At 36.2% G+C, this 23,894-nt stretch carries 18 protein-coding genes; 16 read left to right on the forward strand and 2 right to left on the reverse strand.

From position 1 onward, the window contains the following. Positions 1–14: 14 nt before the first annotated feature. Together QNH69_RS03500 and QNH69_RS03505 are read right to left on the reverse strand one after the other, a co-directional pair. Entirely contained in the window at positions 15–1,235 is a 1,221-nt protein-coding gene (locus QNH69_RS03500; RefSeq protein ID WP_282929224.1) for a diphosphate--fructose-6-phosphate 1-phosphotransferase, read from the reverse strand. Next, positions 1,235–2,056 carry a Cof-type HAD-IIB family hydrolase gene (locus tag QNH69_RS03505; protein ID WP_282929225.1) on the reverse strand — a complete coding sequence of 274 codons (822 nt, stop codon included), beginning with the start codon at positions 2,054–2,056 and terminating at the stop codon, positions 1,235–1,237. Before QNH69_RS03505 ends, QNH69_RS03500 begins: the two co-directional genes overlap by 1 nt. 256 nt (positions 2,057–2,312) lie before the next feature. Between QNH69_RS03505 and QNH69_RS03510 the strand changes: the two genes are divergently transcribed. The 16 genes from QNH69_RS03510 (at position 2,313) to nagA (ending at position 23,878) form a co-directional block, all read left to right on the forward strand. Continuing rightward, entirely contained in the window at positions 2,313–2,975 is a 663-nt protein-coding gene (locus QNH69_RS03510) for a hypothetical protein (protein WP_282929226.1), read from the forward strand. 1 nt (position 2,976) lies between these two features. Then, a complete protein-coding gene (locus QNH69_RS03515) occupies positions 2,977–4,668 on the forward strand; it encodes a DUF4091 domain-containing protein (protein ID WP_282929227.1) in 1,692 nt (563 codons plus the stop codon). Then, positions 4,665–6,545, forward strand: a complete 1,881-nt coding sequence (locus QNH69_RS03520) for a PRD domain-containing protein (RefSeq protein ID WP_282929228.1) — start codon at positions 4,665–4,667, stop codon at positions 6,543–6,545. Before QNH69_RS03515 ends, QNH69_RS03520 begins: the two co-directional genes overlap by 4 nt. Positions 6,546–6,547: 2 nt before the next feature. Beyond that, positions 6,548–7,858: a maltose-6'-phosphate glucosidase gene (locus tag QNH69_RS03525; protein WP_282929229.1), complete on the forward strand. Its 1,311-nt coding sequence runs from the start codon at positions 6,548–6,550 to the stop codon at positions 7,856–7,858. Then, positions 7,858–9,042 carry a PTS transporter subunit EIIC gene (locus QNH69_RS03530; protein WP_282929230.1) on the forward strand — a complete coding sequence of 395 codons (1,185 nt, stop codon included), beginning with the start codon at positions 7,858–7,860 and terminating at the stop codon, positions 9,040–9,042. The genes QNH69_RS03525 and QNH69_RS03530 overlap by 1 nt, the downstream gene beginning before the upstream one ends. A 13-nt stretch (positions 9,043–9,055) precedes the next feature. Beyond that, complete coding sequence (locus QNH69_RS03535) at positions 9,056–9,388, forward strand: PTS lactose/cellobiose transporter subunit IIA (RefSeq protein WP_282929231.1); 333 nt, start codon at positions 9,056–9,058, stop codon at positions 9,386–9,388. Beyond that, positions 9,385–9,702 carry a PTS cellobiose transporter subunit IIB gene (locus QNH69_RS03540; protein ID WP_282929232.1) on the forward strand — a complete coding sequence of 106 codons (318 nt, stop codon included), beginning with the start codon at positions 9,385–9,387 and terminating at the stop codon, positions 9,700–9,702. The genes QNH69_RS03535 and QNH69_RS03540 overlap by 4 nt, the downstream gene beginning before the upstream one ends. 10 nt (positions 9,703–9,712) lie before the next feature. Beyond that, the gene (locus QNH69_RS03545) at positions 9,713–10,846 is read left to right on the forward strand and encodes an ABC transporter ATP-binding protein (protein WP_282929233.1); all 1,134 of its coding nucleotides are present in this window, start codon (positions 9,713–9,715) and stop codon (positions 10,844–10,846) included. 28 nt (positions 10,847–10,874) lie between these two features. After that, on the forward strand, positions 10,875–11,927 hold the full coding sequence (locus QNH69_RS03550) for an ABC transporter permease subunit (RefSeq protein ID WP_282929234.1): 1,053 nt from the start codon (positions 10,875–10,877) through the stop codon (positions 11,925–11,927). 22 nt (positions 11,928–11,949) lie between these two features. Next, complete coding sequence (locus QNH69_RS03555; RefSeq protein WP_282929235.1) at positions 11,950–13,671, forward strand: extracellular solute-binding protein; 1,722 nt, start codon at positions 11,950–11,952, stop codon at positions 13,669–13,671. Between the two features lie 10 nt (positions 13,672–13,681). Further along, positions 13,682–14,590 carry a carbohydrate ABC transporter permease gene (locus QNH69_RS03560; protein ID WP_282929236.1) on the forward strand — a complete coding sequence of 303 codons (909 nt, stop codon included), beginning with the start codon at positions 13,682–13,684 and terminating at the stop codon, positions 14,588–14,590. Between the two features lies 1 nt (position 14,591). Beyond that, a complete protein-coding gene (locus QNH69_RS03565; RefSeq protein WP_282929237.1) occupies positions 14,592–15,467 on the forward strand; it encodes a metallophosphoesterase family protein in 876 nt (291 codons plus the stop codon). An 8-nt stretch (positions 15,468–15,475) separates the two neighbouring features. Then, the gene (locus tag QNH69_RS03570; RefSeq protein ID WP_282929238.1) at positions 15,476–17,596 is read left to right on the forward strand and encodes a GH92 family glycosyl hydrolase; all 2,121 of its coding nucleotides are present in this window, start codon (positions 15,476–15,478) and stop codon (positions 17,594–17,596) included. A 46-nt stretch (positions 17,597–17,642) separates the two neighbouring features. Further along, a complete protein-coding gene (locus QNH69_RS03575; protein WP_282929239.1) occupies positions 17,643–21,131 on the forward strand; it encodes a glycoside hydrolase family 2 TIM barrel-domain containing protein in 3,489 nt (1,162 codons plus the stop codon). A 124-nt stretch (positions 21,132–21,255) separates the two neighbouring features. Continuing rightward, positions 21,256–22,737 carry a PTS transporter subunit EIIC gene (locus QNH69_RS03580; protein WP_282929240.1) on the forward strand — a complete coding sequence of 494 codons (1,482 nt, stop codon included), beginning with the start codon at positions 21,256–21,258 and terminating at the stop codon, positions 22,735–22,737. Continuing rightward, positions 22,706–23,878 (forward strand): N-acetylglucosamine-6-phosphate deacetylase, encoded by a 1,173-nt coding sequence (gene nagA / locus QNH69_RS03585; RefSeq protein WP_282929241.1) that lies wholly within the window; start codon positions 22,706–22,708, stop codon positions 23,876–23,878. The genes QNH69_RS03580 and nagA overlap by 32 nt, the downstream gene beginning before the upstream one ends. The last annotated feature ends 16 nt before the right edge of the window (positions 23,879–23,894 follow it).

The raw sequence follows: 23,894 nt of genomic DNA on the forward strand, positions 1-23,894 counted from the left end.
TGCAACATTTTTTATTATAGTATAAAATCATCGAGTTTTACAAAAACTGGTAATCCGTGTTCATATTTTTGATTGACTTCACCTTCTATTAATGGCAAGGCGTAGTTCACTATTTTTTCCTGAAGGGTATTTTTATCCTTGATCCATTCTTCTGGAATCTTCTTTTCTAAATTTGCTATTTTTTCTGGACTAACTTCTGTGTATGTGACCTTGTATTGGTCAGCATCTTCTCTTACAAGTATTGGAATGAGATTTGTTTTATTTTTTGAAAGCTTTGCTGCCTTGTAGCCAAGTTCGTAGGCCTCTTTTGCATCGGTTTTACTTATTGTGGTATTTGTTCGTTGAAGAAGTGATAGCTCTACTGAACGAGATTTGATTTCTAGTTCATTTCTTATGATATCGGCAAGTCTTTCACCAACACCTGCTACGATTTTGTGGTTAAAACCATCATCGGTATTTGAGAACATAGGCTTATCGAGAAGTCTTTCCCTATCCCTGAAGCCTTCTGCAAGAGCAACTATGAGGTTATTTTCATTTTCTAGGGCCTTTTTGATTTCTTCTATGACTTCATCCAAAGATTTATTATCTTCTGGAAGATACAATAGGTTGACAACATCTTTTCCTGCTTGGTGGTTGGATAGAAGAGATGAAGCTGCAAGCCAACCAGCATTTCTTCCCATAATCTCCACAAAGGTTACTGATTTGAGATTATAGATATCTACATCAGTCCTCAAAGTAAGGAGACTATGGTTGATGAACTTGGCAGCAGATCCAAAGCCAGGGGAGTGGTCCATTTGGCATAGGTCATTGTCTATAGTCTTTGGACAACCAATCACATTTATGCCAGAAATATTGTGACAGTCCATGTAGGAATTTAGCTTCATAACGGTATCCATAGAGTCGTTGCCACCTATGTAAACCAGGCTTGTTATTTCAAGTTCTTCTAGGGTTTGGAAGATTTGTTTGTAATTCTCATCGTCCATATCATCTGAAAGCTTGAACCTACAAGAACCAAGGATTGATGAAGGGCGAGCCAAAAGTTTTTCGCTTATTTTATTTCTTATAAAGTTATCCTTATCAACTTCCCTGTAATTTCCTGAAATAATACCTTCGATTCCATTTAAGGAAAGGTAGATATGGTCAAAATTATTTTCGATAAAGGCAGAAATGGCTCCAGCAAGGGATGAATTTATAACGCTTGTTGGTCCACCGGATTGGGCAATTATGGCATTCATTAATTTTCCTCTTTCTTTAAGACAAATTTTTCTAAGTAATCAGCTATTCCATCTTCATCATTTGACAAGGTCACATAATCAGCTACTGCAAGCATGGCTTTTGAACCGTTTGCCATGACAACTCCAGTTCCTGCAGCTTCAATCATGGACAAATCATTGTCCTCATCACCGAAGGCTATAACATCTTCCATAGCAATGTCGTAGTATTTGGCAATTTCCTTTAGACTCTCGCCCTTGCTGACTCCCTTTGGCATAACTTCATAATAGTATGGAGTAGACTTTACAAGGGTGAATTTGTCAGAAAATTTATTGTGGATTTTATTTAGTGGTTCAGTGATTTTGTCAGGATGGCAGGCAAATAAAATATTATTTGGCTCGAAATCTACATTATAGCTAAGGTCTGGATCAAAGATTAATTCCATATCGTTCTTGCTTTGAGTATCTTCCAAGCGGTAGGTATCCATGGAATTGGTGTAACATTTGCCCTCATAGTATATGGTGTAATTCATATCATCAAGGTCTTCAGAAAATTCTAAAAGCTCTTTCATATCATCTAGGTCCAAAGTATGATTTATGATAATTTTCATACTTTCATAATTTGTGATTCTAGCGCCATTGTAGTTTGAAAGCAAACCGTCGTATTCATCTAATTTAAGTATTTTTGCATATTGAAAAACACCCTTTGGGTCCCTGCCGGAAGCAATAACTACTATATTTCCTTCTTTGAGAGCGTCTTCCAGAGCTTTTTTAGTTCTATCTGTAATCTCTCCTTGGCTATTTAGAAGCGTTCCGTCAATGTCAAGTGCAATAATTTTTGCCATAATCCCTCCTTTTATCTTTCAATAGATAATATACAAAAAATTAGTAGATTTTCAAATATCTATAAAATTGTAAAGTTTTAGTAAAACTTTGGTAAAATTTATAAAGTGGAAACGTTATACCCACCTTATAAACTTGGCAAGTGGAAAATAATGGGTGGAACTTTTTATTCTTATATATTATAATCAAGTTTAGAAAAATACCTAAAATTTGCAAACTAAGAGCTAAAGATACTGTATTTTGAAAGGTGGTCTTATAGTGCTTGCACAAAGATTTAAAAGACGAGTTAAAGTCAGCGTATTTATTGAAAGATTATATTATTTTATGGCAATATCAATCATGCACCTTATAAGCCTTGTTATTGGTTTGTTTTTCCTAAGCCATATAGGGTCTTTGGAAACATCCTACCAAGTGATAGATAAGATGTACCAAGCTACATACAGGGAAAAAGTAAGGATTTTCAAAACGTATCTTTCTAATTTCAAAGTTAATTTTAAAAAGACCTATCTTCGCTCTATAGGTACGACTGCCCTTATTTTTATTGGATTTGTCGATCTTATATATTTTTATATGATTGACACACCTATCCATACTGGTGCTTTTTACATCGGTATTATTTTATATTTTATTTATATTCACACACTACTACTGTCTTCATTTTTGGATACCAAGTATGATTTGTCCAAAAAAGAACTTATTAAAAATTCTGTTTCAATAATTATTGTAAATATTGTAGATTTTCTATTAATGACTATAGTTATAGGCATTATTGGCTATGCCCTATATAAATTTGCCTTTATCCTTATTTTGATATTATTTCCAGGCATAGTTTTGGAATTTACCTACTACTATTACAAGAATATTTTAGCTAAGAGATCCATTACAAATATGATTTTTAACGTAGAAAGAAGGTCAGAATAATATGACTAACTATATTGAAAATGACAATTTGCTATTCTTTGAAGGAAACTTTGGCAAGCATTATTTGAAAAGAGACTTCTATAAGTACAAAGAAAAAGATTTTGACTTTGAAGATAGGAAGAAATTCCTTTACAAAAACGACTATTACATGGGCCAATATGTAGTACTAAACAAGTCAACTACTCCTATTGCTATTGAAATAGAAGTAAGCGATTTGATCTGTGGGTCAAATACTATAAAAAAGGAAGATATAGAGATTAGATTTACCAAGGATACCCTATGTTCTATAGGCGTTGGCTATGAGTGGGGAGTTTTGCCAGATTTTCCAAAGGAAAATATCCCAGATATATTGGACTATACTAAGAAAACAGACCTTGAAGAAAATAACTTGCGAGGATTTTACATCTTTATAAAATCAGATGCTAAAGCAGGAATTTATAAGGGCGACATAAGTATTAAAGGAACTAATCTTATTCTTCCAATAGAAGTTGAAGTAATAGACCTAGAAGCCTATAAAAATGACTTCGCCATCAATCTCTGGCAGTATCCTTTTACAGTGGCTAGGTACTATGGCATATCCGATGATGAACTTTTTAAAGAAAAGCATCTAGACATATTAAGAGAACACCTAAGAGTTTATAAATCTATTGGTGGTAACTCCATCACTACGACCATTGTAGATGACCCTTGGTACCAGCAGACTTATGACAAATATCCATCCATGGTAAGAGAAATCACCAAAGACGGGGAAGTTACTTATAACTTCACCTACTTTGATACTTACGTAGACTTGGCCCTTGAGGAGGGCATAGATGAGCAAATCATGGCCTTTTCCTTGGCTGATTGGTATGAAAATGATAGAAAAGATGAGGGCTTGGTTTTAGGGCTCAAGCCAGGAAGTAAAGAATGGGAGGAATATTGGGATTCTTTCTTGGATATCTTCATAGACCATTTGGATTCTAAGGGATACTTTGACATCACCTATATAGCAGTAGATGAGAGAAGCCCAGACATATTAGAAGCTGTTCTAAAAGTTTTATCCAAACATAAAAACAAGGACGGCAAGACTCTAAAAATCGCCAGTCAATTGGGATATAAGAAAGGCTATGTAGATATATACGATAGGCTTGATGACATATCCTTTGGCTTTGTAGATATTAACTATGAAAATAAGGATTATATAGACAAACGTGGGGACAAGCTTACGACAATCTATACTTGCACAGGTATGTATCCAAATTCTTTTGCCAGATCTATGCCAATTGAAAGTGATTGGACTATTCTTTATGCAAATTCTATAAATGCAAATGGATATCTGAGATGGGCCCTCGATGCTTGGGTCAAAGAACCCCTAGAAGATACCAGCCATTGGTGGTGGGAAGCAGGAGATACATTTTTGATCTATCCTGCAGAAAAAGATGCAAAAGTCAAAAAACCACGCACATCACCAAGATTTGAACACCTAAGATATGCAAGGTCCATGGTAGGAAAAATCAACTACCTAGTAGAAAACTTGAATGAAGATTACAAAAATGAATTTATTTCAAAAGTAAAAGCTATGAATCCAAAAGCCTATATCACTACTTCTATGGGGACAAAAGAAGCTGACGAAAAAGTCAGAGATGACCTATACGATGAAGTCATAAATATTTACAATACTATTTATGAATATAGCAAGAAATTAGAACAATGATTGAAACTAGACAAAAAGAAATATTTGATTACTTGAGTGCTGATGACTCCTACCATACTTCTGAAGAAATAGGATCAGCCCTAGAGATTTCTCCTAGTACAGTCAAAAAAGAAATAGCCTATCTCAATAGCGTAATTGAAGAAAATGGTGCAAAAATCAAGTCAACCAAGGGCAAGGGCTACAAATTTAAAGTTGTAGACGAGAAATCATTCACAGAGTTTTTGAAAAATGATTGGCGAAGATACGCTTACTATCATTCAATCAATAGTTCGGTAGATTTTAGGATAGAAAATATTATCAAGCTATTCCTCTTTTCAGATACTTATATTAGACAACAGGATATAGCAGAGAAATTTCACCTAAGCTTATCTCAAGTAAACAAAGACATCAAGAAAATAAAAAAGATACTAGAAAAATACAACTTGTCCTTATCCAGCAAACCCCACTATGGTATGAAAATCATCGGCGATGAAAAAGACATAAGAATTGCTATAAAAAATGAAATAGGGGAAGAATCATATATCTTTGATATAGATAAGGATAGAAAGATTTTAAATACCATAGAAGAAGTTGTAGAAGAGCTAAACTTTAACCCAGTATTTAATATGCCCTATGTCGAGGTCAAAAACCTCATCATACACATATATATTGCTATTCTTAGGATTAACCAGGGCATTACTATAAATCTTCCCATTGCCCTAGAAAACAAAGTGATCCTCTACGATGAATTTGAATTTGCCAAAAAGATTGTAGAAGAGCTAAATCAAAGACTAGATATAATGATTCCTCAAGATGAAATCCACTACATCGCCATGCACCTTATAAGCAAAAATAGGATTGGTGATATAGAAAAGATTTCCCTTGAGATAACAGAGCTTACCGAAGAGATGCTAGAAGAAATATATAGGGTGAGCAAATATGAATTTAGAGGAGATATTGACCTATATCTATCCCTAAGCCAGCACTTGGCAGCTTTGCTAGAGCGTATGAAATATGGTTTTGAGATGAAAAATCCTATTCTTGATGATATCAAATCTCGAGGACTAGCCTACCATCTGGCAACTATTGGCATAAGTGTCATAAATAACAAATACAATACCATAATCAAAGAAGATGAGATTGGTTATATTGCCCTCCATCTTTTAGCATCAATGGAAGATAAATCATCTCCAAAGAAGAACATTTTGATAGTTTGTGGGTCTGGCAACGCCAGTGCAAGACTTCTCAGAGCTCAGATTGAAGATAAGTTTAAGGGAGCCTACAACAAGCTAGACACCTTGGATATTACAAGATTAAAGAATGATTCTATAGAAGGCTATGACATCATAATTTCTTCAGTTGACCTTAATATCGAAACAGACATACCAATTGTCTATGTAGATATACTTTTAAAACAAAGAGATTATATGAACATCAACAAGGCCTTTGACCAGGAGGAATTAGCAGAAATTTACAGCATTTTTGAAAACTCTATACACATCCGCACAGATCAGATAGATGATTTTGAAAGTGCCATGGATTTCTTGGCCAAAACTATAAGTCAAAAGATAGGAAGTAGCCCATCTTATATCAAAGATCAATTGATAAAAAGAGAAGAGCTCAACTCGACTGGTATAGGCAAAATTGCCATACCCCATATGATGGAACAAGCTGATAGCCATACTTTTTCTGTACTTGTTATCAGCGATAAGCCAATCAAGTGGAAAAATGGGGAGAAAATTCAAATAATGTATTCCTTGATAGTTGGCAATAGTGAAGAAGATTTGAAATTATACTATAAAAAATTGGGGAGGTTTTTGGGAGAAGAAAAGTTAGTTGAAGAAGCTATAAAAAGTAAAAATATGCTGGAATTTTGCGAAATATTTATGAAAGGATAATTATGGACAAACTAAAAATTGCTATAGCTGGTGCAGGTAGTGGTTACACACCTGGCATAATCTTATCAATACTAAACCACGATGATTTGGACGTTTTTGAAATCAGGCTTTATGATAACGATCAAGTTCGCAACGACGATATGGCACTTATCATAGATTTTGTAATCAAAAAACGAGGCTATGATGTAAAGATTATAAAAACTGAAGATCCAAAAGAAGCCTTTACTGGCATCGACTTCGTATTTAGCCAAATCAGGGTTGGTAAAATCGACATGCGTGAAAAGGATGAAAAAATTCCACTTAAATACGGTCTAGTTGGTCAAGAAACTTGTGGCCTAGGTGGCTTTGCCTATGCCTTAAGGTCTATGGGCGGATTCTTAGAGCTTGTTGGATATATCCAAGAGTACGCTCCAGATGCATGGATATTAAACTATACCAATCCAGAATCTGTCATATCAGAATCTGTAAGAAGAAAATTCCCTCATGCCAAGATCATCAATGCTTGCGACATGACCATAGGAATAGAAGAGATGATCTGCAAGTCCTTTGGCTATGATAGGAAAAACTTTATTCAAACATATTACGGACTCAATCACTTTGGCTGGTATAAGGAAATCTATGATACAAAGCTTAAAAGAGATGTGATGCCAGAGATAATCCAAAAGATTATAAATGAAGGATTCGATGTATCTGAAGAAGACCCAGATTGGGCAAAGACATGGATATCCTACAGCCATCTTGTGGAAATGTTCCCTGATAGATTGCCAAATAACTACCTAGAATATTATTTGTTCCCAAATATGATTGTAGATTCAGCAGACATAAATTATACCCGTGCCAATCAAATAATGGATGGCAGATACAAGAAAATCAAAGAAGTATCAAATGCTATAAGAAATAATCCAGACCTAGAAGAGATTGATTACGATTCTACTTCCCACGGCCAATATATAGTAGACATTGCTGCAAGTATTCTCCATGACAAAAATGACAGATTTATGCTAATAGTTCCAAACAAGGGGGCTATTCCAAATCTTAGAGACGATGCAGTTGTAGAAGTCCCTTGCTATGTCAATGCCAGGGGAGCTGAGCCAATCAGCCTAAGGGAAGATATACCAGATTTCCATAAGGGACTTATGGAAGCCCAAGTAGCAGCAGAAAAACTCTTGGTAGATGCATTCTTTGAACATTCATACTACAAAGCCCTCCAAGCCTTCTCTTTAAACCAATCAGTTCCAAATGCTGATGTTGCAAAAAAAGTTTTGGATGAATTAATAATAGCAAATGAAGGCTACTGGCCAGAGCTAAAATAATGAAAAGGGAGATAATTAGCCCAAAGATAGAAGGCAAACTCCTAGAACTTGCAGGCAAAGTGGAGATGAATCCTTACTTACAGGCTATCAAAGGAGTGGCAAAAAACCTACTTGCCCTTACTGTAGTTGGATCCATCCTAGCCTTAGCAAGCAAGAATTACTTGGTTGATATAACCGGTATAAGTGTTGGTCTAATAGGGATTGTCTTTATCATAAATTTGAATGCTGAGATAAATAAAATTTTGAGAAATGAAGCAAACAAATACCTACTAATAAATTTACTTGCCATAGTAGCCCTCCTATTTGGCAAAAGTGAATTTGACTTAAGTAAGCTTGGTACAATGGGAATAATTTTAAGCCTAATATTTGTGCCCATCAATATAAAGTTTGCAAGAAAACTCGAAAATATTCTAGGTCAAATTCTTGGAGAGAAAATCCCTTTTGGGGCAAAAGAAAAGCTCGTAGAAGTATTGGCCCTCATAATTATTGGCCTTATTTATACAATGCTCTCATATTTATCGGAAAAAATATTTGCTATGTCCTTGGCATCTGCCATATTTTTCATAGCAAATCCAGTATTAAATATCTTTGACCAACCGCTAGTGCTTGGGGTTTTGGTTTTTATTATACAATTATATTGGTACTTAGGAGTTCATGGAGATTCTATAGTAGATCCCTTTATACTGCCCTTAGCCATAAGAAACATCAACGAAAACATAATAAATTGGTCCAGAGGTCTTGAACTTGACCATATATTTACAGAGACATTCTTGAGTAACTTCTTGTTACTATCAGGCTCAGGTCTAACTATTGGACTTATAATAGTGCTTTTGCTAAAGAAAGACAATCATTTCTATGAACTTGGGCAAATAAGTATAAAACCAGCCCTTCTGGGGATTAACGAAAATATAGTCTTTGGCATACCACTTACAAAAAACAAAGACTTTTTCATACCCTTTGTTCTAGGCCCATCCCTTGTGGCAATCCTAGTAAGTCTAGCCTTCAAATATGGATACATAGGAAAGGCGATCATACAACCAGTTGGTGGTTTGCCATTTTTCTTGCAAGGATTTTTGATGAATTTGTCCCTAAAATCCATACTTGCTCAACTTGTAATTATAGGCCTTGCTACTTTGATGTACAGTCCTTTTGCCTACAAGCTAATCAAAGAAAATAACAATTAAAGGAGTAGCCATTATGGCTTTAGATGAAAAACAATATGAAGATATCTTCAGCATGATTATATTGGCTGGAGATGCCAGAGCTTATGCAAGCGAAGCATCAAATCTGGCTGATGACTATGATTTTAAATCTGCTGAAGAAAAGCTAAAACAAGCTCGTGAAAAACTCGTAGAAGCCCACAATATTCAAACGTCATTTATGAATAAGGAGGCTGGTGGAGAAGACACAGATATAAATATATTTTTAGTCCATGCCCAAGATCATTTTTCCATGGCAAGCATGGCCATTGAATTTGCTGAAAAACTTATTAGAGTTTATAAAAAAATACAAGGAGGTGAGAATATTTGAAAAAAGCTTTGATAATTTGTAACGCGGGAATGAGTTCATCACTCATGGCTGATAAGACCAGTGCTTATTTTAAGGACAATGGCAAGGATATAGAAGTTGATGCCACAACAGTGATGAAGGCAGACAATTCTATAGAAGATGGATCATATGACCTATACTTAGTCAGCCCACAGATGAAACTTCATTTTGACAAACTAAAAGATTTAGCCGATAAGAACAATAGAGATATTTTACAAATTCCAGCTGATTGCTATACTCCTATTAAAACAGGAATTGAAAAACTAGCTGATTTGATAGAAGAGGCAATCGGATAGGAAGGATGCTATGAAAGAGATACGATTAGAACATATTTACAAAGATTATATTCCAGGGACTCATGTTATTAAAGACTTCAACCTCACTATCAATGAGGGTGAATTCATAGTATTAGTTGGACCATCAGGCTGTGGCAAGTCTACTCTTCTTCGCATGATAGCAGGACTTGAAGATATCACAGCTGGCAAGCTTTATTTTGATGACGAACTTATGAATGATGTCCACCCTAAGGATAGGGATATAGCAATGGTATTCCAAAACTATGCCCTATATCCACAGATGACAGTAGCAGAAAATATGGGCTTTGGTCTAAAAATGCAAAAAGTCCCACAAAAAGATATTGACGAAAGAGTAGATAAAACTTCCAAGGTCATTGGCCTAGAAGATTATCTTGATAGGCTTCCAAAAGAATTATCTGGTGGACAAAGGCAAAGGGTAGCCCTAGGACGTGCTATCTCTAGAAACCCAAAAGTCTTTCTCATGGACGAGCCACTAAGTAACCTTGATGCTAAGCTAAGGGTTCAAACAAGGTCTGAGATATCAAATATTTCCAAGCAATTGGACAACACTACAATATATGTAACTCACGACCAAGTAGAGGCTATGACTATGGCAGATAGGATTGTCTTGTTAAAAGACGGAATAATCCAACAAGTAAGCTCTCCACGTGAGATTTACTTATATCCAGTAAACAAATTCGTAGCTGGTTTTATGGGTTCACCTGCCATGAACTTTTTTGATGTCAAAGTTACAAATGAAGGCCTAGTTCACGGCAAGACCTTGATAAAGGCGCCAAGAGAAGTCATAGACTATCTGATGAGCACAGATTACGCTGGCAAAAACATTACCCTGGGTATCAGACCAGAAAACATATTCTTGGATAAGGGAATTGACCACACTTCTGATAGATACTCACCAATAGATATAGAAGTAAAGGTTGCAGAGCTACTTGGTTCTGAAACACTCTTACACTTTGACCTAGAAGATAAGCCAATCATTGCAAAAATCATAAGTCTTGAAAACTTTGAGAGAGGTCAACATATCAAACTTGCAATAGATTTTGATTTTGCACATTTCTTTGACGGTGAAAGTGAAGAAAGAATTGATATACCAAACCACGGAGCTTACAGAAATATTATATAGATAAAATTTGTAAAGAAAGGAGGTAAAGATGGATAGTAGCAACACTAATAACTTAGGTGGAACAGTCAATCCTGAAGGTGCCATGGCTATGAGTGAAGCTGGAGATGAGATCAAAAACAAAGCTAATGCTAATAGTAATCCAGATCATGATCCTAACTTTCATCCGAATAAGAGAAGTTTTAAACAAGAATTTAATAGGTACAAAACATTTTACTTTATGCTAGTACCTGCTATACTCTTCTTTTTGATATTCTCCTATTGGCCAATGACAGGAAACTTACTAGCTTTTAGAGAATTTTCCTTTAACTCAGGTATGTATGGCAAGGGCTGGGTAGGACTAAAATACTTTAGAGAATTCTTCACTGCTCGTGAAACCCCAATGTATATCAAAAATACTTTGATAATATCAGCTCTAAAGATGTTTGTATACCTACCATTCCCAATAATAATGGCCATGATTTTCAATGAAATCGGCAATAAGAGAGCAAGATCTGCTTTCCAAAGTATATCTTACTTGCCATATTTCATATCTTGGGTTGTTGTAGTTGGTATGTTAAACAAGCTCTTTGCACCAAACACAGGCTTAATAAACATATTCTTAAAGCAAACTGGGCTAACGGATGGGTCGAGATTTTTCATGATGGAACAGTCTTTCTTCTATCCAGCAGTCTTGTGGAGCCACACTTGGAAGAATATTGGCTGGGACTCAATAATTTATTATGCAGCCATCATGGGCATATCACCGTCACTTTATGAAGCGGCCGCCATAGATGGAGCTAACCGTCTGAAACAAACAAGGTATGTAACCTTGCCGGGTATAACCAGAACCATAGTTTTATTATTTATAATATCTCTAGGTGGCATACTCGCAGCAGGATTTGACCAAATTTATTTGATGCAAAATCCAGGTAACTATCAAGTATCAGAAATAATTGATACCTATATAGTAAAAACTGGTCTAGAAAAAGCAAGATACGGCCCTGCAACAGCAGTAGGCTTGGTACAAGGTCTGGCAGGACTAATACTGACAGCAGTAGTAAACAAAGTTGCAGATAAAATTGGCGATAACGCCCTATGGTAAAAATTGAAATCAAGGAGAAAAAATGAATTTCACATTTAAAAAATTATCAATACTAGCATTGTCACTTACAATGCTGCTTTCATCTTGTGGAAACAAAGATAATTCAGCAAACAAAGAAGGCTCTGGAACAAGTACAGAAACAAGTGAACAAACAGACAAGCCAGATACATGGATAGCTGATAGGGAAATTGACCTACTAGTATTCCAAGAAGGTTCAGACGTTGGTGAAGGAACAATGAGTCCAGAAATCGCCGACTACATCAAAGAAAAAACAGGTATAACTCTAAATATTCAAGCAGTAACAACAGAAAATGCTTATGAAGCCCTAGCAGCAGGCCTTGCTTCTGGAGACTTACCAGATGCTATAGCTTACTACCTAAACAACTCAGGTAGACCAGAATTCCCAATTCTATTGAAAGCTGCTAATGAAGGTATGTTCCATGATATAGCTCCATATCTAAAAGAGGGCAAAATCTATGGCAAATACTTTGAAGATGGATACCTACCAAGCGATACAAAAAGAAATATCATGATGAGAGATGATTGGGATGGAGCAACATACCTAGTTCATATGTCTATTCCAAGAAATCCTGCAGACCCAGACCCTAAATATGTAGGTGGTTTATACATCAGAAAAGATATAGCTGAAGATCTTGGTGTAGAAATGGATTCTATCCACACAGCAGAAGAGCTTGAAGAAGTCCTAAGAAAGATCCAAGAAGGTGACTTCAAAGATGTAAACGGAAACCCAGTAGTTCCACTTGGTCCAACAATTTGGGGTGGTTCAGATAGACCATGGCCATACAGAAACCTAATCTGGGAAGGTCAAGGAGCACAAAAAATCCTAAAAGATGAAGATGGCAATATCAAACACGAATCTATGACAGATTATGCAGAAAAACGTGTTGAACTTGTACGTCGTTGGTTAAAAGATGGACTAATGCATCCAGAATATTACACAATAGAAGAAAACAGAGCTCGTGAAGGAATATTAAATCAAGGATATGGTATCATAGCAGATACCCACTCTAGAATGGTAGAAATGCAAAATATGGCATATATTCCACTAGGAGACCTAGACAGAGCTGATGGAACAAGCAACATGGTGGTTCCATATAAATCTGGTTATTCAGGATGGGCTATACCATCAACAACAGAAAATCCAGAAGAAATTGTTAAATTTGCTGATTGGCTAGCAGGCCCAGAAGGTAAACTTCTATACTTCTACGGTCTTGAAGGTAAACACTATGACCTAGTAGATGGCAAACCAGTTCCTAAGAAAGAATTAGTTGAATTAATGGCTGAAGATCCAGATGCAGCTAAAAAAGAAGGATTCAGAGGCGTTGGAGCTTACTGGGGCGAACACTTTGCTTATACAGATATGGCTAACCTTGAAGACTTTGGCGAAACATCTTGGGGTGATGAATCTAGTGATAACGAAGATAGTGCCGCTGTAAAATACATCGAAATGTATGATTTCGACAAAAAATACGAAGAAAAAACAGTAATTGACGGCTTGCACCCAGCTGCATACCTATATGAATTTGAAGGCGACGATGGCGGACTTGCTCAAGCTATGCAAGAATGGGATGAAGATATAGTAAAAGCTTACTATGCAACAAGCGAAGAAGAAGCTAAGGCAATTATAGAAGAATCAAGAAGAAAACTAAAAGATGCGGGTATTGAGGACTTCTGCAAATTCTTAAAAGAAAAAGAAGATGAGGGAGACACAATATTCTATTAAGGAGTAAATGATGGATAAGGCAAAAAAATATATGCAATCTAGCACTTGGGCCCAGGTAATATTTTATATAATCTGTATAGCCCTATCGCTAGCTATCATATTACCATTTCTCCATATATTGGCATTATCATTCAATGCCGGAACGGATTCTGCTCAGGGAGGAATAACATTCTTCCCTAGGGAATTCACCACTGAAAATATTGCTCAAGTATTCAAGCAAGACAACCTAATAAATGCATTTTTTATATCTGTATTTAGGACAGTTCTAGGAACAGCTCTTGGCGTGTTTTTGATGTCTATGGCTGCTTGGGCACTTACAATTCCAGGACTACCAGGTAGGTCTAAGATAACATTTTTTATATTTTTCACTATGTTATTTGGTGGAGGAACTATACCATACTACCTAGTATTAAGTGAGCTTGGCCTTACTAATACTATTTGGGTCTACATCTTCCCGTCCTTATACAGTGTTACCAACATTTTGCTCTTAAGGTCAGCCTTTATGCAGGTTCCTATGAGCTTGGTTGAAGCAGCACGTATTGATGGGATGAGTGAATTTAGGATATTTACTGACATGGTGTTTCCAATGAGCAAACCAACCCTTGCTACAGTAACCTTGTTTACCGCAGTAGGCCATTGGAATGACTGGTTCTCAGGATCATTTTATGTGAGAAATGCAAAGTTAAAACCACTTGCAACAATCTTACAGGATATGTTGACCCGTCAACAAGGTCTGTCAAATATCCTCCAAAAAAACTCTGGAGCTGCAGGTTACCGTGCCCTAGAAAATGTCAAAATCACTGGAGAATCTTTACAAATGGCTACAATAATCGTAGTAATTCTCCCTATAGTTATCTTCTATCCATTCATACAAAAATATTTTGTAAAGGGTATAACTATCGGATCTGTAAAGGAATAATATGGAAATAAAAGAAAATAAATTTAGAATACTTCAACTTACTGATACTCACTTTGGCAACTTGCCAGAAGCAGATGATGATATCAGAACCTATAAATTATTAGAAAAAATAATCGTAGATACCAAGCCTGACCTTATCATCCACACAGGAGATGTGATGTGGTCTGATGGTGTCAAAAACGCCGACATAGTTTTCACTAATGTCATGAAATTTATAGACCAATTTGATATCCCCTTTGCTCTAACCTTTGGCAACCATGACACAGAGGAGATAGTAAGTCGCGAGGATTTGAGAAATATTTATGAAAAAAACATCCGAAACAAACCGAAAAAATCGGATGTTTTTCTCACTGGAGATAGAGAATCTTACACCATAAACTTAGAGAAGGATGGAGAGCTTGTCACTGTCCTATATATGATAGACTCTGGCGAATTTGACAGATTTGGCTATGGCAAATATGACTGGGTATTGCCTGAACAGGTGGAATGGTTTAGGGAAGTGTCAGATAAGTATAAGAAAAATGACGGTATAAAAAGAAATATCATCTTCCAACACATACCACTTCCAGAATATAGGGATGTTGTTGATGATTTATTGGATGGATACTGTGCTGAAGAAGACAAAACTATATCAGCACCATTTATAAACACAGGCCTATTTGCCAATATGCTCTTAAATGGAGAAACATGGGGCATTGTAGTAGGCCACGACCATGACAACAACTTTGATGCAGTAAAATATGGCATCCACCTATCCTATGCAAACTCAAGTGGCTATCAAACCTATGGCGATTTGCCAAAGGGAGGAAGTATCATTGAGATAAATCTAGATCCTTATGAGATTACAAAGACAAATGTTACTTATAGTGATATATAGGGGAACTAATGAATTCAATAATTAATGAAATTTTAGCAAATAAGAAATTTACAGATACTAGAATTGGAACTGATAGTCTTAGAGAATTTTCTAATGGTAACACTCTTCCATTGTTAGGAACCCCTCATGGCTTAAACTATTTTGCAGTCCAAACAGATGGTAGAAGTTCTTGGTTTTTCAATCCAAATGAAAAAGAATTCCAAGGATTCAGATTAACTCACCAACCAAGCCCTTGGATGGAAGACTTCTCTTATATGACAATCTTGCCATTTTCAAAGGACCTCGATACTGAGTATCAAAAGGTCTATTACGATACTGATAAATCAATATTTAGACCAATAGTTAACAAAATAATTTATGATTCAGGGGACGAAGCTATAATAACAGCTGATGAAGAAGCAGCTATCATAAACTTTAAGGCAGATAGCGAAGTTTCTTTTAAAATAACAGGACCTGGCATAGATTTTAGAAAAGAAGATGGGAAGATTCTAGGCCAAGTTATAAACTATTCCGGTTGCGAAGATGAAGACTTTACCATGTATGTGGAAATTCGCCTAGACTGTGACTTTGAACTAGAAAATATCGAAGGATATTTTTATATCAAAACCAAAGCCAAAGAAGCTAATTTGAAACTTGCAACATCTTTCATATCAGAAGACCAAGCGACCTATAATTATGAGAAAGCTTGCGATGATATATGCGATATGATAGGATCTGCAGCTAGCAAGTGGGAGGACTACCTTGGTATATTTGATGTAGAGCTTACTAGAGAGTCTAGCCAATATGACCAATACGAGGTCTATGATAGGGAAAGTCAAGTATCAATGTTCTATCATTGTGTCTATAGGTCTTTCCTATTTCCTACAAAATTCTATGAAATAGACAGAGGTGGCAATGAAGTCCATTACAACACTCTAGCAAAAGAAGTGAGAACTGGGAAACTATACACCAATATTGGTTTTTGGGATGGTCAAAAGACCTTATTCCCACTTTTAAGCCTTGTTGCTACAAAGGACTACGAAGATATATTGGAGGGAGTATATAACTCTTATAAGGAAACAGGATTTCTCCCTAAGTGGCTATCTCCAGATGAGAGAGGGCTAATGCCAGGAACCCTTGTTGACAGTGTCATAGCTGATGCTATAACAAAGGACATTGGAAGTGATTTGGCTGATGATTTATTAAAAGCTATGATAGATTCTTCAGAAAAAGAATCTGACGACCCTCACTATGGCAGATATGGTGCTTATGAATTTAGGGAAAATGGATATATTTCATCTGACAAACACGAATCAGTAAACCAAACCCTAGACAACTGTTTGTCTGATTTTTCAATAGGGGTAGCTGCCAAAAAACTTGGCTACGATGATTTGGCAGAAAAGTATCTAAGTTATTCCCACAATTGGACCAATCTTTTTGATCCAGATACTAAGTTCTTAGTAGAAAAAGATAAAGATGGTAAATTCAAAGAAAGCTTCGATCCCTACGATTGGGGCTCACCTTACACCGAGGGTGGGGCTTATCAAAACTCTTACAATATGTATCATGATTTTGACAAACTAATAGAACTCTTTGGATCGAAAGAAGCTTTCAAAGAAAGACTAGATGAACTGGTAAATGCTGATTCTAATTTTAACATAGGCCATTACGATTGCATTATACACGAAATGCTAGAAGTTGAGACAGCACACTTTGGCCAAGTCGGCATATCCAACCAACCTAGTTTTCACTTGCCTTACCTCTATCACTTTGTAGATAGGCCTGATTTAAGTCAATATCTGGTGAAAAATCTCCTATTAAACTATTTCAGATACGACTTTAAAGGATATCCAGGTGATGAGGACAATGGGTCAATGAGTGCTTGGTACATTCTTTCTGCCCTAGGTATCTATCCAGTATGTCCTGGTACAAGTGAATATATGCTAGGAATTGGCTTATTTGATAAGGTCAGTATAAAGCTTGCTAATGGCAATACACTTAAGATACTAGTAGAAGAGAACTACCATCATAAGAAATTTGTCGACACTATAAAAATAGATGGCAAAGTCATAGAAGAGAGGAGAATCTCCCACGATGACTTTATAAATGCCAAAGAAATTGTCTATAGGCTAAATATAATAGGAAAATAAATAAGATCTCGGTTTTTCCGAGATTTTATTTGTATAGGATACAAATATGTACAAAGAAACAACACAATATATAGATAACAAAGGACTTATAAAATTTGATGATAATTGGAAGTTTTCTTTCGGACCTATAATTGGAGCAGAAAAGCCAAACTTTTATCATTCTTCTTGGCAAGAAATAGATTTGCCCCATGATTTTTCTATTGATCAAGCCTATTCCAAGGCAGGAGAGGCCCAGTCAGCCTATAAGCTTGGTGGCATAGGCTGGTATAGGAAGTTTTTTAGGATAGAAGATATCAAAAATACTTTCATTTATTTTGACGGCATATATTCTGATGCCTATATCTATATAAATGGTGAGTTTATCGGTGACCACCACTATGGCTATACTCCTTTTATCATTGACATTAGCTCTTACCTATACGAAGATAGGGAAAATTTATTGGCTATCAGAGTAGAAAATCACATACCAAATAGCCGCTGGTATTCAGGATCGGGCATCTACAGGTCGGTATATATATTAAATTATGATGACGTTTTTGTAGAGCCTTTTACTTTTAAAGTTGGCAATTCTGATTTGCGTTTAGATAAGGTAAATCTATCTTATAGCTTTAAGCTTAGAAATACGACCAATAGGCAAATGAAGCTTAAGACCATAGTTAGAGTCAAAGACAAAACGACCAAAGACCTTATTGGCCTTGATGAGAAAAATATAGTCATTGAGGAAAATCTGGATATCAAAGAGACCTTTCCTATAGATTATCCCAAACTTTGGGATGTCGATAATCCAAACTTGTATGAGATTAATCTACAATTACTTGCTTCTGACAAGTGCCTATATGAGAAAACTATTGACTATGGATTTTCATATATTGACAAGGACCCCGACCTAGGATTCTTCCTAAATGGCAATCCTACTAAGCTAAAGGCAGTTTGCCTTCACCACGACCATGGTGCCTTGGGTGCTTGTGATTATGAGGAGGCTATATTTAGGCAACTAAGCCTACTTAAGAAGATGGGGGCAAATGCAATAAGGATTACCCACAATCCAGGCTCTAGAAAGCTTATAGATTTGTGTAACAAGATGGGCCTTATGGTAATAGAGGAAATGTTTGATGGTTGGGTTTTGCCAAAAAACAACGACTACAATGACTATTCCCTATATTTTGACAAGAAAATATCTGATGCTTCCTTGTATATGTCCGATAAAAATATGACTTGGGCTCAATACGACCTAAGGATGACTATCCACAGGGATTACAATGACCCTTCTGTTATTATGTATTCTCTGGCCAATGAAGTCTTGGGCGGTACATCATGGATTGGAGCAAAGAATTATCCGGAAATTGGAAATATGCTTATCAAAACCCTTAGGGAAATAGATCAAAAAAGGCTAATCACCATAGGAGATAATGTCCTTAGAGATTGGGATAATCCTATATTTGTAGCTATCGAAGATAATATCACTGCAAACAATGGCTTAGTCGGCATCAATTATGGAGAAGATGAAAGGCTTGACCAGATGCATGAGGACCACAAGGATTGGTGCTTGTGGGTATCTGAGTCATCATCTGCCATCAACTCAAGGTCAGTCTATGACATTACAGAAAATAATGAGACCAAGGGTTTTGAGCTCACTTCTTATGACGAGTCAAAAGTAGGTTGGGGGTCCTTGTCAAGTGAATCCTGGTACAGGACTATTATTCGTGACTTTGTCATAGGTGAGGCTATTTGGACAGGCTTTGACTACCTGGGAGAGCCAACTCCTTGGAATGGGATGATAAGAGGAGATATCTTTGGCTGGCCAGCTCCCAAATCTTCATACTTTGGCATCATTGATACAGCTGGTATTCCCAAAGACAGATATTATTTCTATATGTCTCAGTGGTCAAAAGAAAATGTCCTTCACCTAGTCTCATCTTGGAATAAAGACCGGGTAAAAATCATTGACGGCAAAGTTAGGATTGATATTTACTCCAATGCAAAAAAAGTTGAACTATTCTTCAAAAACGAAAATGGAGAGATAAAATCATTGGATGGCAAAACTTTCGAAAAGCACACGACCAAGGCAGGTCACACTTATCAGAAAGTTGCTGGAGAAAGTGGACATAGGTCACTTTATATGACATGGCTAATCCCATATGAAGAGGGCACAATCTTTGCCAAAGCCTATGATGAAGATGGAAATATTATTGAAAATACTATAGGCAGATCTCGCCTATCTACCACCAAAAATCCTTACAAGTTAAAAATTGACCTAGACAATAAAAGCGCTGAAAAGCAGGGCCTTAATTACTTTATGATTTCAGTTCTTGACCAAGATGGCAATCTAATTACTAATGCAGACAATGAAATCAAAGTTGACATATCAGATCCAGACACAAGTTTGCGCCTAGATAATGGCTGTCCTTATGATATGACAAGCTTTTTTACAAATAAGAAAAAGGCCTATGCGGGTAAGCTTCTTGCCATAACAAAAGCAAGCAAAGCGAGTACAGATAAGCTTTCCATTAAAGTATTAGCAGAAGGACTTGTTGGTGATGAGATTGAAATTGATTTGCCAAAAAATACAGCAAATTCAGCTTATGGCTATCAGAAATATTACAATATAAGCCGCAAAGATGAGCTAGAGTTAAAAGATACTATCTATAGCTATAAAGATGCTAAGAATATAAAGGTAGCTTGGGATAGGGAGATTAGCACTTCTGATGGACTTATAGTAAATGGAAGATTAGAAAATAATGATTCTATCACAGTTTATGTAAATTATATAGATGACATAATTGACATCTTAAATATAAACACAGCAATTTTCCCAAATGAATTGCCAAAGCTACCAAAGCAAGTTCCACTAATTAGCAAAGATGGGAAGGTCATTGCTTGCGGCTTAGAAGTTACTTGGGATGGTTTAAGGGAAGATGAGATCGAAAAGGAAGGATATTTATCAAAGAATTATTATCTAAAATGGAAAGATAAAACACTTGTAGGCAAGTCCAATATTAGGATAAGGAAAGAAGATTATTTCCCAGATACCTATATAGAAAACTTCACCATGGAAAAGGAAGTAGGCGATGGTTTCATATACTATGCCTTTGACTCCCAACAAACTATTGGAGAGATTGAATTTGTAGGTGGATTTGAGGGGTCCATTTATGTATCCGAATATGGAAGCGAAGATAAGTGGGAAGAAGTAAGAGACTATGAGATGGAAAAAAGAGATGATTCCATAGTCTACAAATTTGATCACTTGCTGGCAACCTATGTAAAGATCCTTGGGGACGATCTAGAAGATGAGAGAATAAAAATCTTATCCCTAAAATATATCTCTGAAATCAGCCCTTCCCTAGAAATAGATAAGATTATCATAAACGGCAAGGCCTGTTTATATGAGGATGATATAAAATTCGATGGCGAAATAAAGTCCTTAGAAATAGTAGCAAAAGACAATATTTCCTATAATTTTATTAAGGAAAGCGGGACATTGATACTAGTTTCTGAAGATAATAAAAATATAAGAAGTCTTACTATAAAATCTTAATGATTTATACTAAGGGACTTAATTAAAATACTTTGCAAAAAGGGTATGAATTCTAGTAAAGGAATTTTGCAAAAAGTAGGCTTTGATAAAATATCAAAGCACAAAATTAAATAAGGAGAGTACTATGAACAAATCATTGAACAAATTTAGCGATAAGCTACAGATTTTTGGCAGATCGATGCTACTGGGTATTTCTGCTCTACCAGCAGCAGCAATACTTAATAGGCTAGCTGATGGTGACTTGTTAAATATTCCATTTTTGAAGGAAGCTGCATGGACAATATTTGCTATATTGCCACTAATATTTGCAGTATCGGTAGCAGGCGGAATAACCAAAGATAAGCACATAGCAAGCGGTATTGGTGCCGTTATTGCCTTTAATATCTTGGTTAGAACATTACGACCAATGGGAGATACAGACCTTAACTCCTTTGGCAGAGCGGCTATTCCTACCATAGAATCCAATATTTTTGTTGGTATTGTGGCAGGTCTTATAGCAGGAATTTCTTATGAGAAATTTAAGGACAAGACCCTACCAAAGGGACTAGAATTCTTCTCAGGTCGTAGACTTGTTATTATAATGAGTTCGTTTTTTGCAATTATAACAGCATTAATTTTCTCATTCATATTCCCAGCTTTAGATAAGGCTATCCTATCTTTAGGCCAAGCCATGGGCAATATGAAAGCTGGTCCATTCTTATTTGCATTTTTGAATAGACTTTTGATACCAACAGGTTTGCACCACATCATTAATATCTACATCCAAATGCAATTGCCATCAAGCCTTGCAGAATTTGCAAGTGTTACAGGTGAAATCCCAAGATTTTTCGCTGGAGACCCTACAGCTGGTACTTTTGTAAGCGGAATGTTCCCAATGATGATGTTTGGTCTTCCAGGGGCAGCTTTGGCTATGTATAAGACAGCTTACCCAGAAAATAAAAACAGAGTTAAGGGTCTACTTTTAGGGGCAGGCTTTACTGCATTTTTAACAGGAATTACAGAACCAGTTGAGTTCTCATTTATGTTTGTATCCCCACTACTATTTGTAATGCACGCCCTATACACAGGACTTGGAACAGTTATTATGAATATTATTGGATCAAAAATGGTAGGTGTTGGAGGCTCTGGTATCATTGACTACATCTTGCAATTTAACAAAGGAACCAAGCCACTTTTAGTAATACCAGTTGGATTACTTATCTTTGCCCTATACTATTTCACCTTCAAATATGTCATAGAAAAAAGAAATATAAAGACACCTGGTAGGGAAGATAAGACCATACAAAATGTAAATACTGAAATAAAACTATCTGAAAAAGCAAGACTCGTACTAGAATATATAGGCGGAGCAGAAAATATAGTTGAATTTGAGAATTGTATAACAAGACTTAGATTAAAACTAAAAGATCCATCAAAGGTAAATGTAGAAAAACTAAAAGAAATCGGCATCATCGAAGTTATGAAGATGTCAAACAACAACGTTCACCTTGTAGTTGGTCTTGAGGTTGAACAATTGGCCAATGAAATTGCACCACTATTAAAGGATGAAAAAATAGTACCGAAAGGAACAACAGATGCTAGCCAAATGTCAGACCTACAAGGTTAAGAAACTTTATACTGGCGAAGAAATCCTAGAAAACCAAGAAGTATCTATAGAAAATGGCATAATCAAATCTATAAAAACACTAGAAGATGTTGATAACGACGATATTATGATTCCAGGTTTCATAGATATCCATAACCACGGTGGATACGGTATTGATTACCTTGAAGATGACAAGGAAAAATACCAGAGACTACAAGTTTTGCAGGCTAGTGAGGGAATAACATCGCTCGTCGCTACCCTTGGTCTAAGTAGCAAAGAAAAAACATTTACTGCTATCGATAAGCTTAAATCCTATATAGAAAATCAAAACGATAAGGGTGCTAAAATTATAGGCATCCACCTTGAAGGTCCATTTGTAAGCAAAGAAAAAGGAGGGGCTATGGATGAGAGTCTCGCCATAGACCCTGACCTTGACCTTATGGGTGAATTTATAGAAAAATCTGCAGATAATATTTCTATTGTGACTCTAGCACCAGAGCTTGATGGAGCCATGGATCTTATAGAATATTTGCTTGATAAAAATATCATACCAGCTGCCGGCCATACCGATGCCAAGGAAGCAGACATGGTAGATGCCTTTGATCATGGTCTGCGCCAAGTGACTCACCTATTCAATGCTATGAGGGGCTTTCACCATAGGGATATAGGAATTGTAGGAGAAACTCTTACAAATGATTATATATATGCGGAAATGGTTGGCTGTGATGGCCTATCCATCAATCCAAAAGCTTGGAAACTAGCCTTTTCTATGAAGGGTCCAGAAAAAATGGTCATAGCTACAGATGCATTGATTCTAAAGGGCTTGCCAAATGGTGAGTACGAGTGGATGGGCAAAAAGATTAGATTTGAAGATGGCTTTGCCTATACCAACTACCATGGGGAAAATAGATTACCTGGAAAACCAATGACTTTTCCAGGATCGATAAAAAACATTATGGCATTTACTGGCGCGACTATGGAAGATATAGTAACCATGAGTGCTGTAAATCCAGCTAAAAGGCTTGGTCTTGACCACAAGAAAGGCAAGATTAAAGTTGGCTTTGATGCCGATCTTAATATCATAAACAAAGATTTTGATATATTAGATACTATCATAGCTGGTAAGAGCAACTTAGAAGATTACGAAAAATATAAGTTTTAATAAATAGGGTTTGTTA

It is taken from the genome of Anaerococcus sp. Marseille-Q7828, from assembly GCF_949769285.1.
In the GTDB taxonomy this organism is placed as follows: Bacteria; Bacillota; Clostridia; order Tissierellales; family Peptoniphilaceae; genus Anaerococcus.

Coding starts and splice junctions, on each gene's coding strand:
- QNH69_RS03515 (WP_282929227.1), top strand. CDS start 2,977: ATGACTAACTATATTGAAAATGACAATTTGCTATTCTTTGAAGGAAAC.
- QNH69_RS03500 (WP_282929224.1), bottom strand. CDS start 1,235: ATGAATGCCATAATTGCCCAATCCGGTGGACCAACAAGCGTTATAAAT.
- nagA (WP_282929241.1), top strand. CDS start 22,706: ATGCTAGCCAAATGTCAGACCTACAAGGTTAAGAAACTTTATACTGGC.
- QNH69_RS03520 (WP_282929228.1), top strand. CDS start 4,665: ATGATTGAAACTAGACAAAAAGAAATATTTGATTACTTGAGTGCTGAT.
- QNH69_RS03535 (WP_282929231.1), top strand. CDS start 9,056: ATGGCTTTAGATGAAAAACAATATGAAGATATCTTCAGCATGATTATA.
- QNH69_RS03575 (WP_282929239.1), top strand. CDS start 17,643: ATGTACAAAGAAACAACACAATATATAGATAACAAAGGACTTATAAAA.
- QNH69_RS03525 (WP_282929229.1), top strand. CDS start 6,548: ATGGACAAACTAAAAATTGCTATAGCTGGTGCAGGTAGTGGTTACACA.
- QNH69_RS03570 (WP_282929238.1), top strand. CDS start 15,476: ATGAATTCAATAATTAATGAAATTTTAGCAAATAAGAAATTTACAGAT.
- QNH69_RS03555 (WP_282929235.1), top strand. CDS start 11,950: ATGAATTTCACATTTAAAAAATTATCAATACTAGCATTGTCACTTACA.
- QNH69_RS03530 (WP_282929230.1), top strand. CDS start 7,858: ATGAAAAGGGAGATAATTAGCCCAAAGATAGAAGGCAAACTCCTAGAA.
- QNH69_RS03505 (WP_282929225.1), bottom strand. CDS start 2,056: ATGGCAAAAATTATTGCACTTGACATTGACGGAACGCTTCTAAATAGC.
- QNH69_RS03565 (WP_282929237.1), top strand. CDS start 14,592: ATGGAAATAAAAGAAAATAAATTTAGAATACTTCAACTTACTGATACT.
- QNH69_RS03550 (WP_282929234.1), top strand. CDS start 10,875: ATGGATAGTAGCAACACTAATAACTTAGGTGGAACAGTCAATCCTGAA.
- QNH69_RS03545 (WP_282929233.1), top strand. CDS start 9,713: ATGAAAGAGATACGATTAGAACATATTTACAAAGATTATATTCCAGGG.
- QNH69_RS03560 (WP_282929236.1), top strand. CDS start 13,682: ATGGATAAGGCAAAAAAATATATGCAATCTAGCACTTGGGCCCAGGTA.
- QNH69_RS03580 (WP_282929240.1), top strand. CDS start 21,256: ATGAACAAATCATTGAACAAATTTAGCGATAAGCTACAGATTTTTGGC.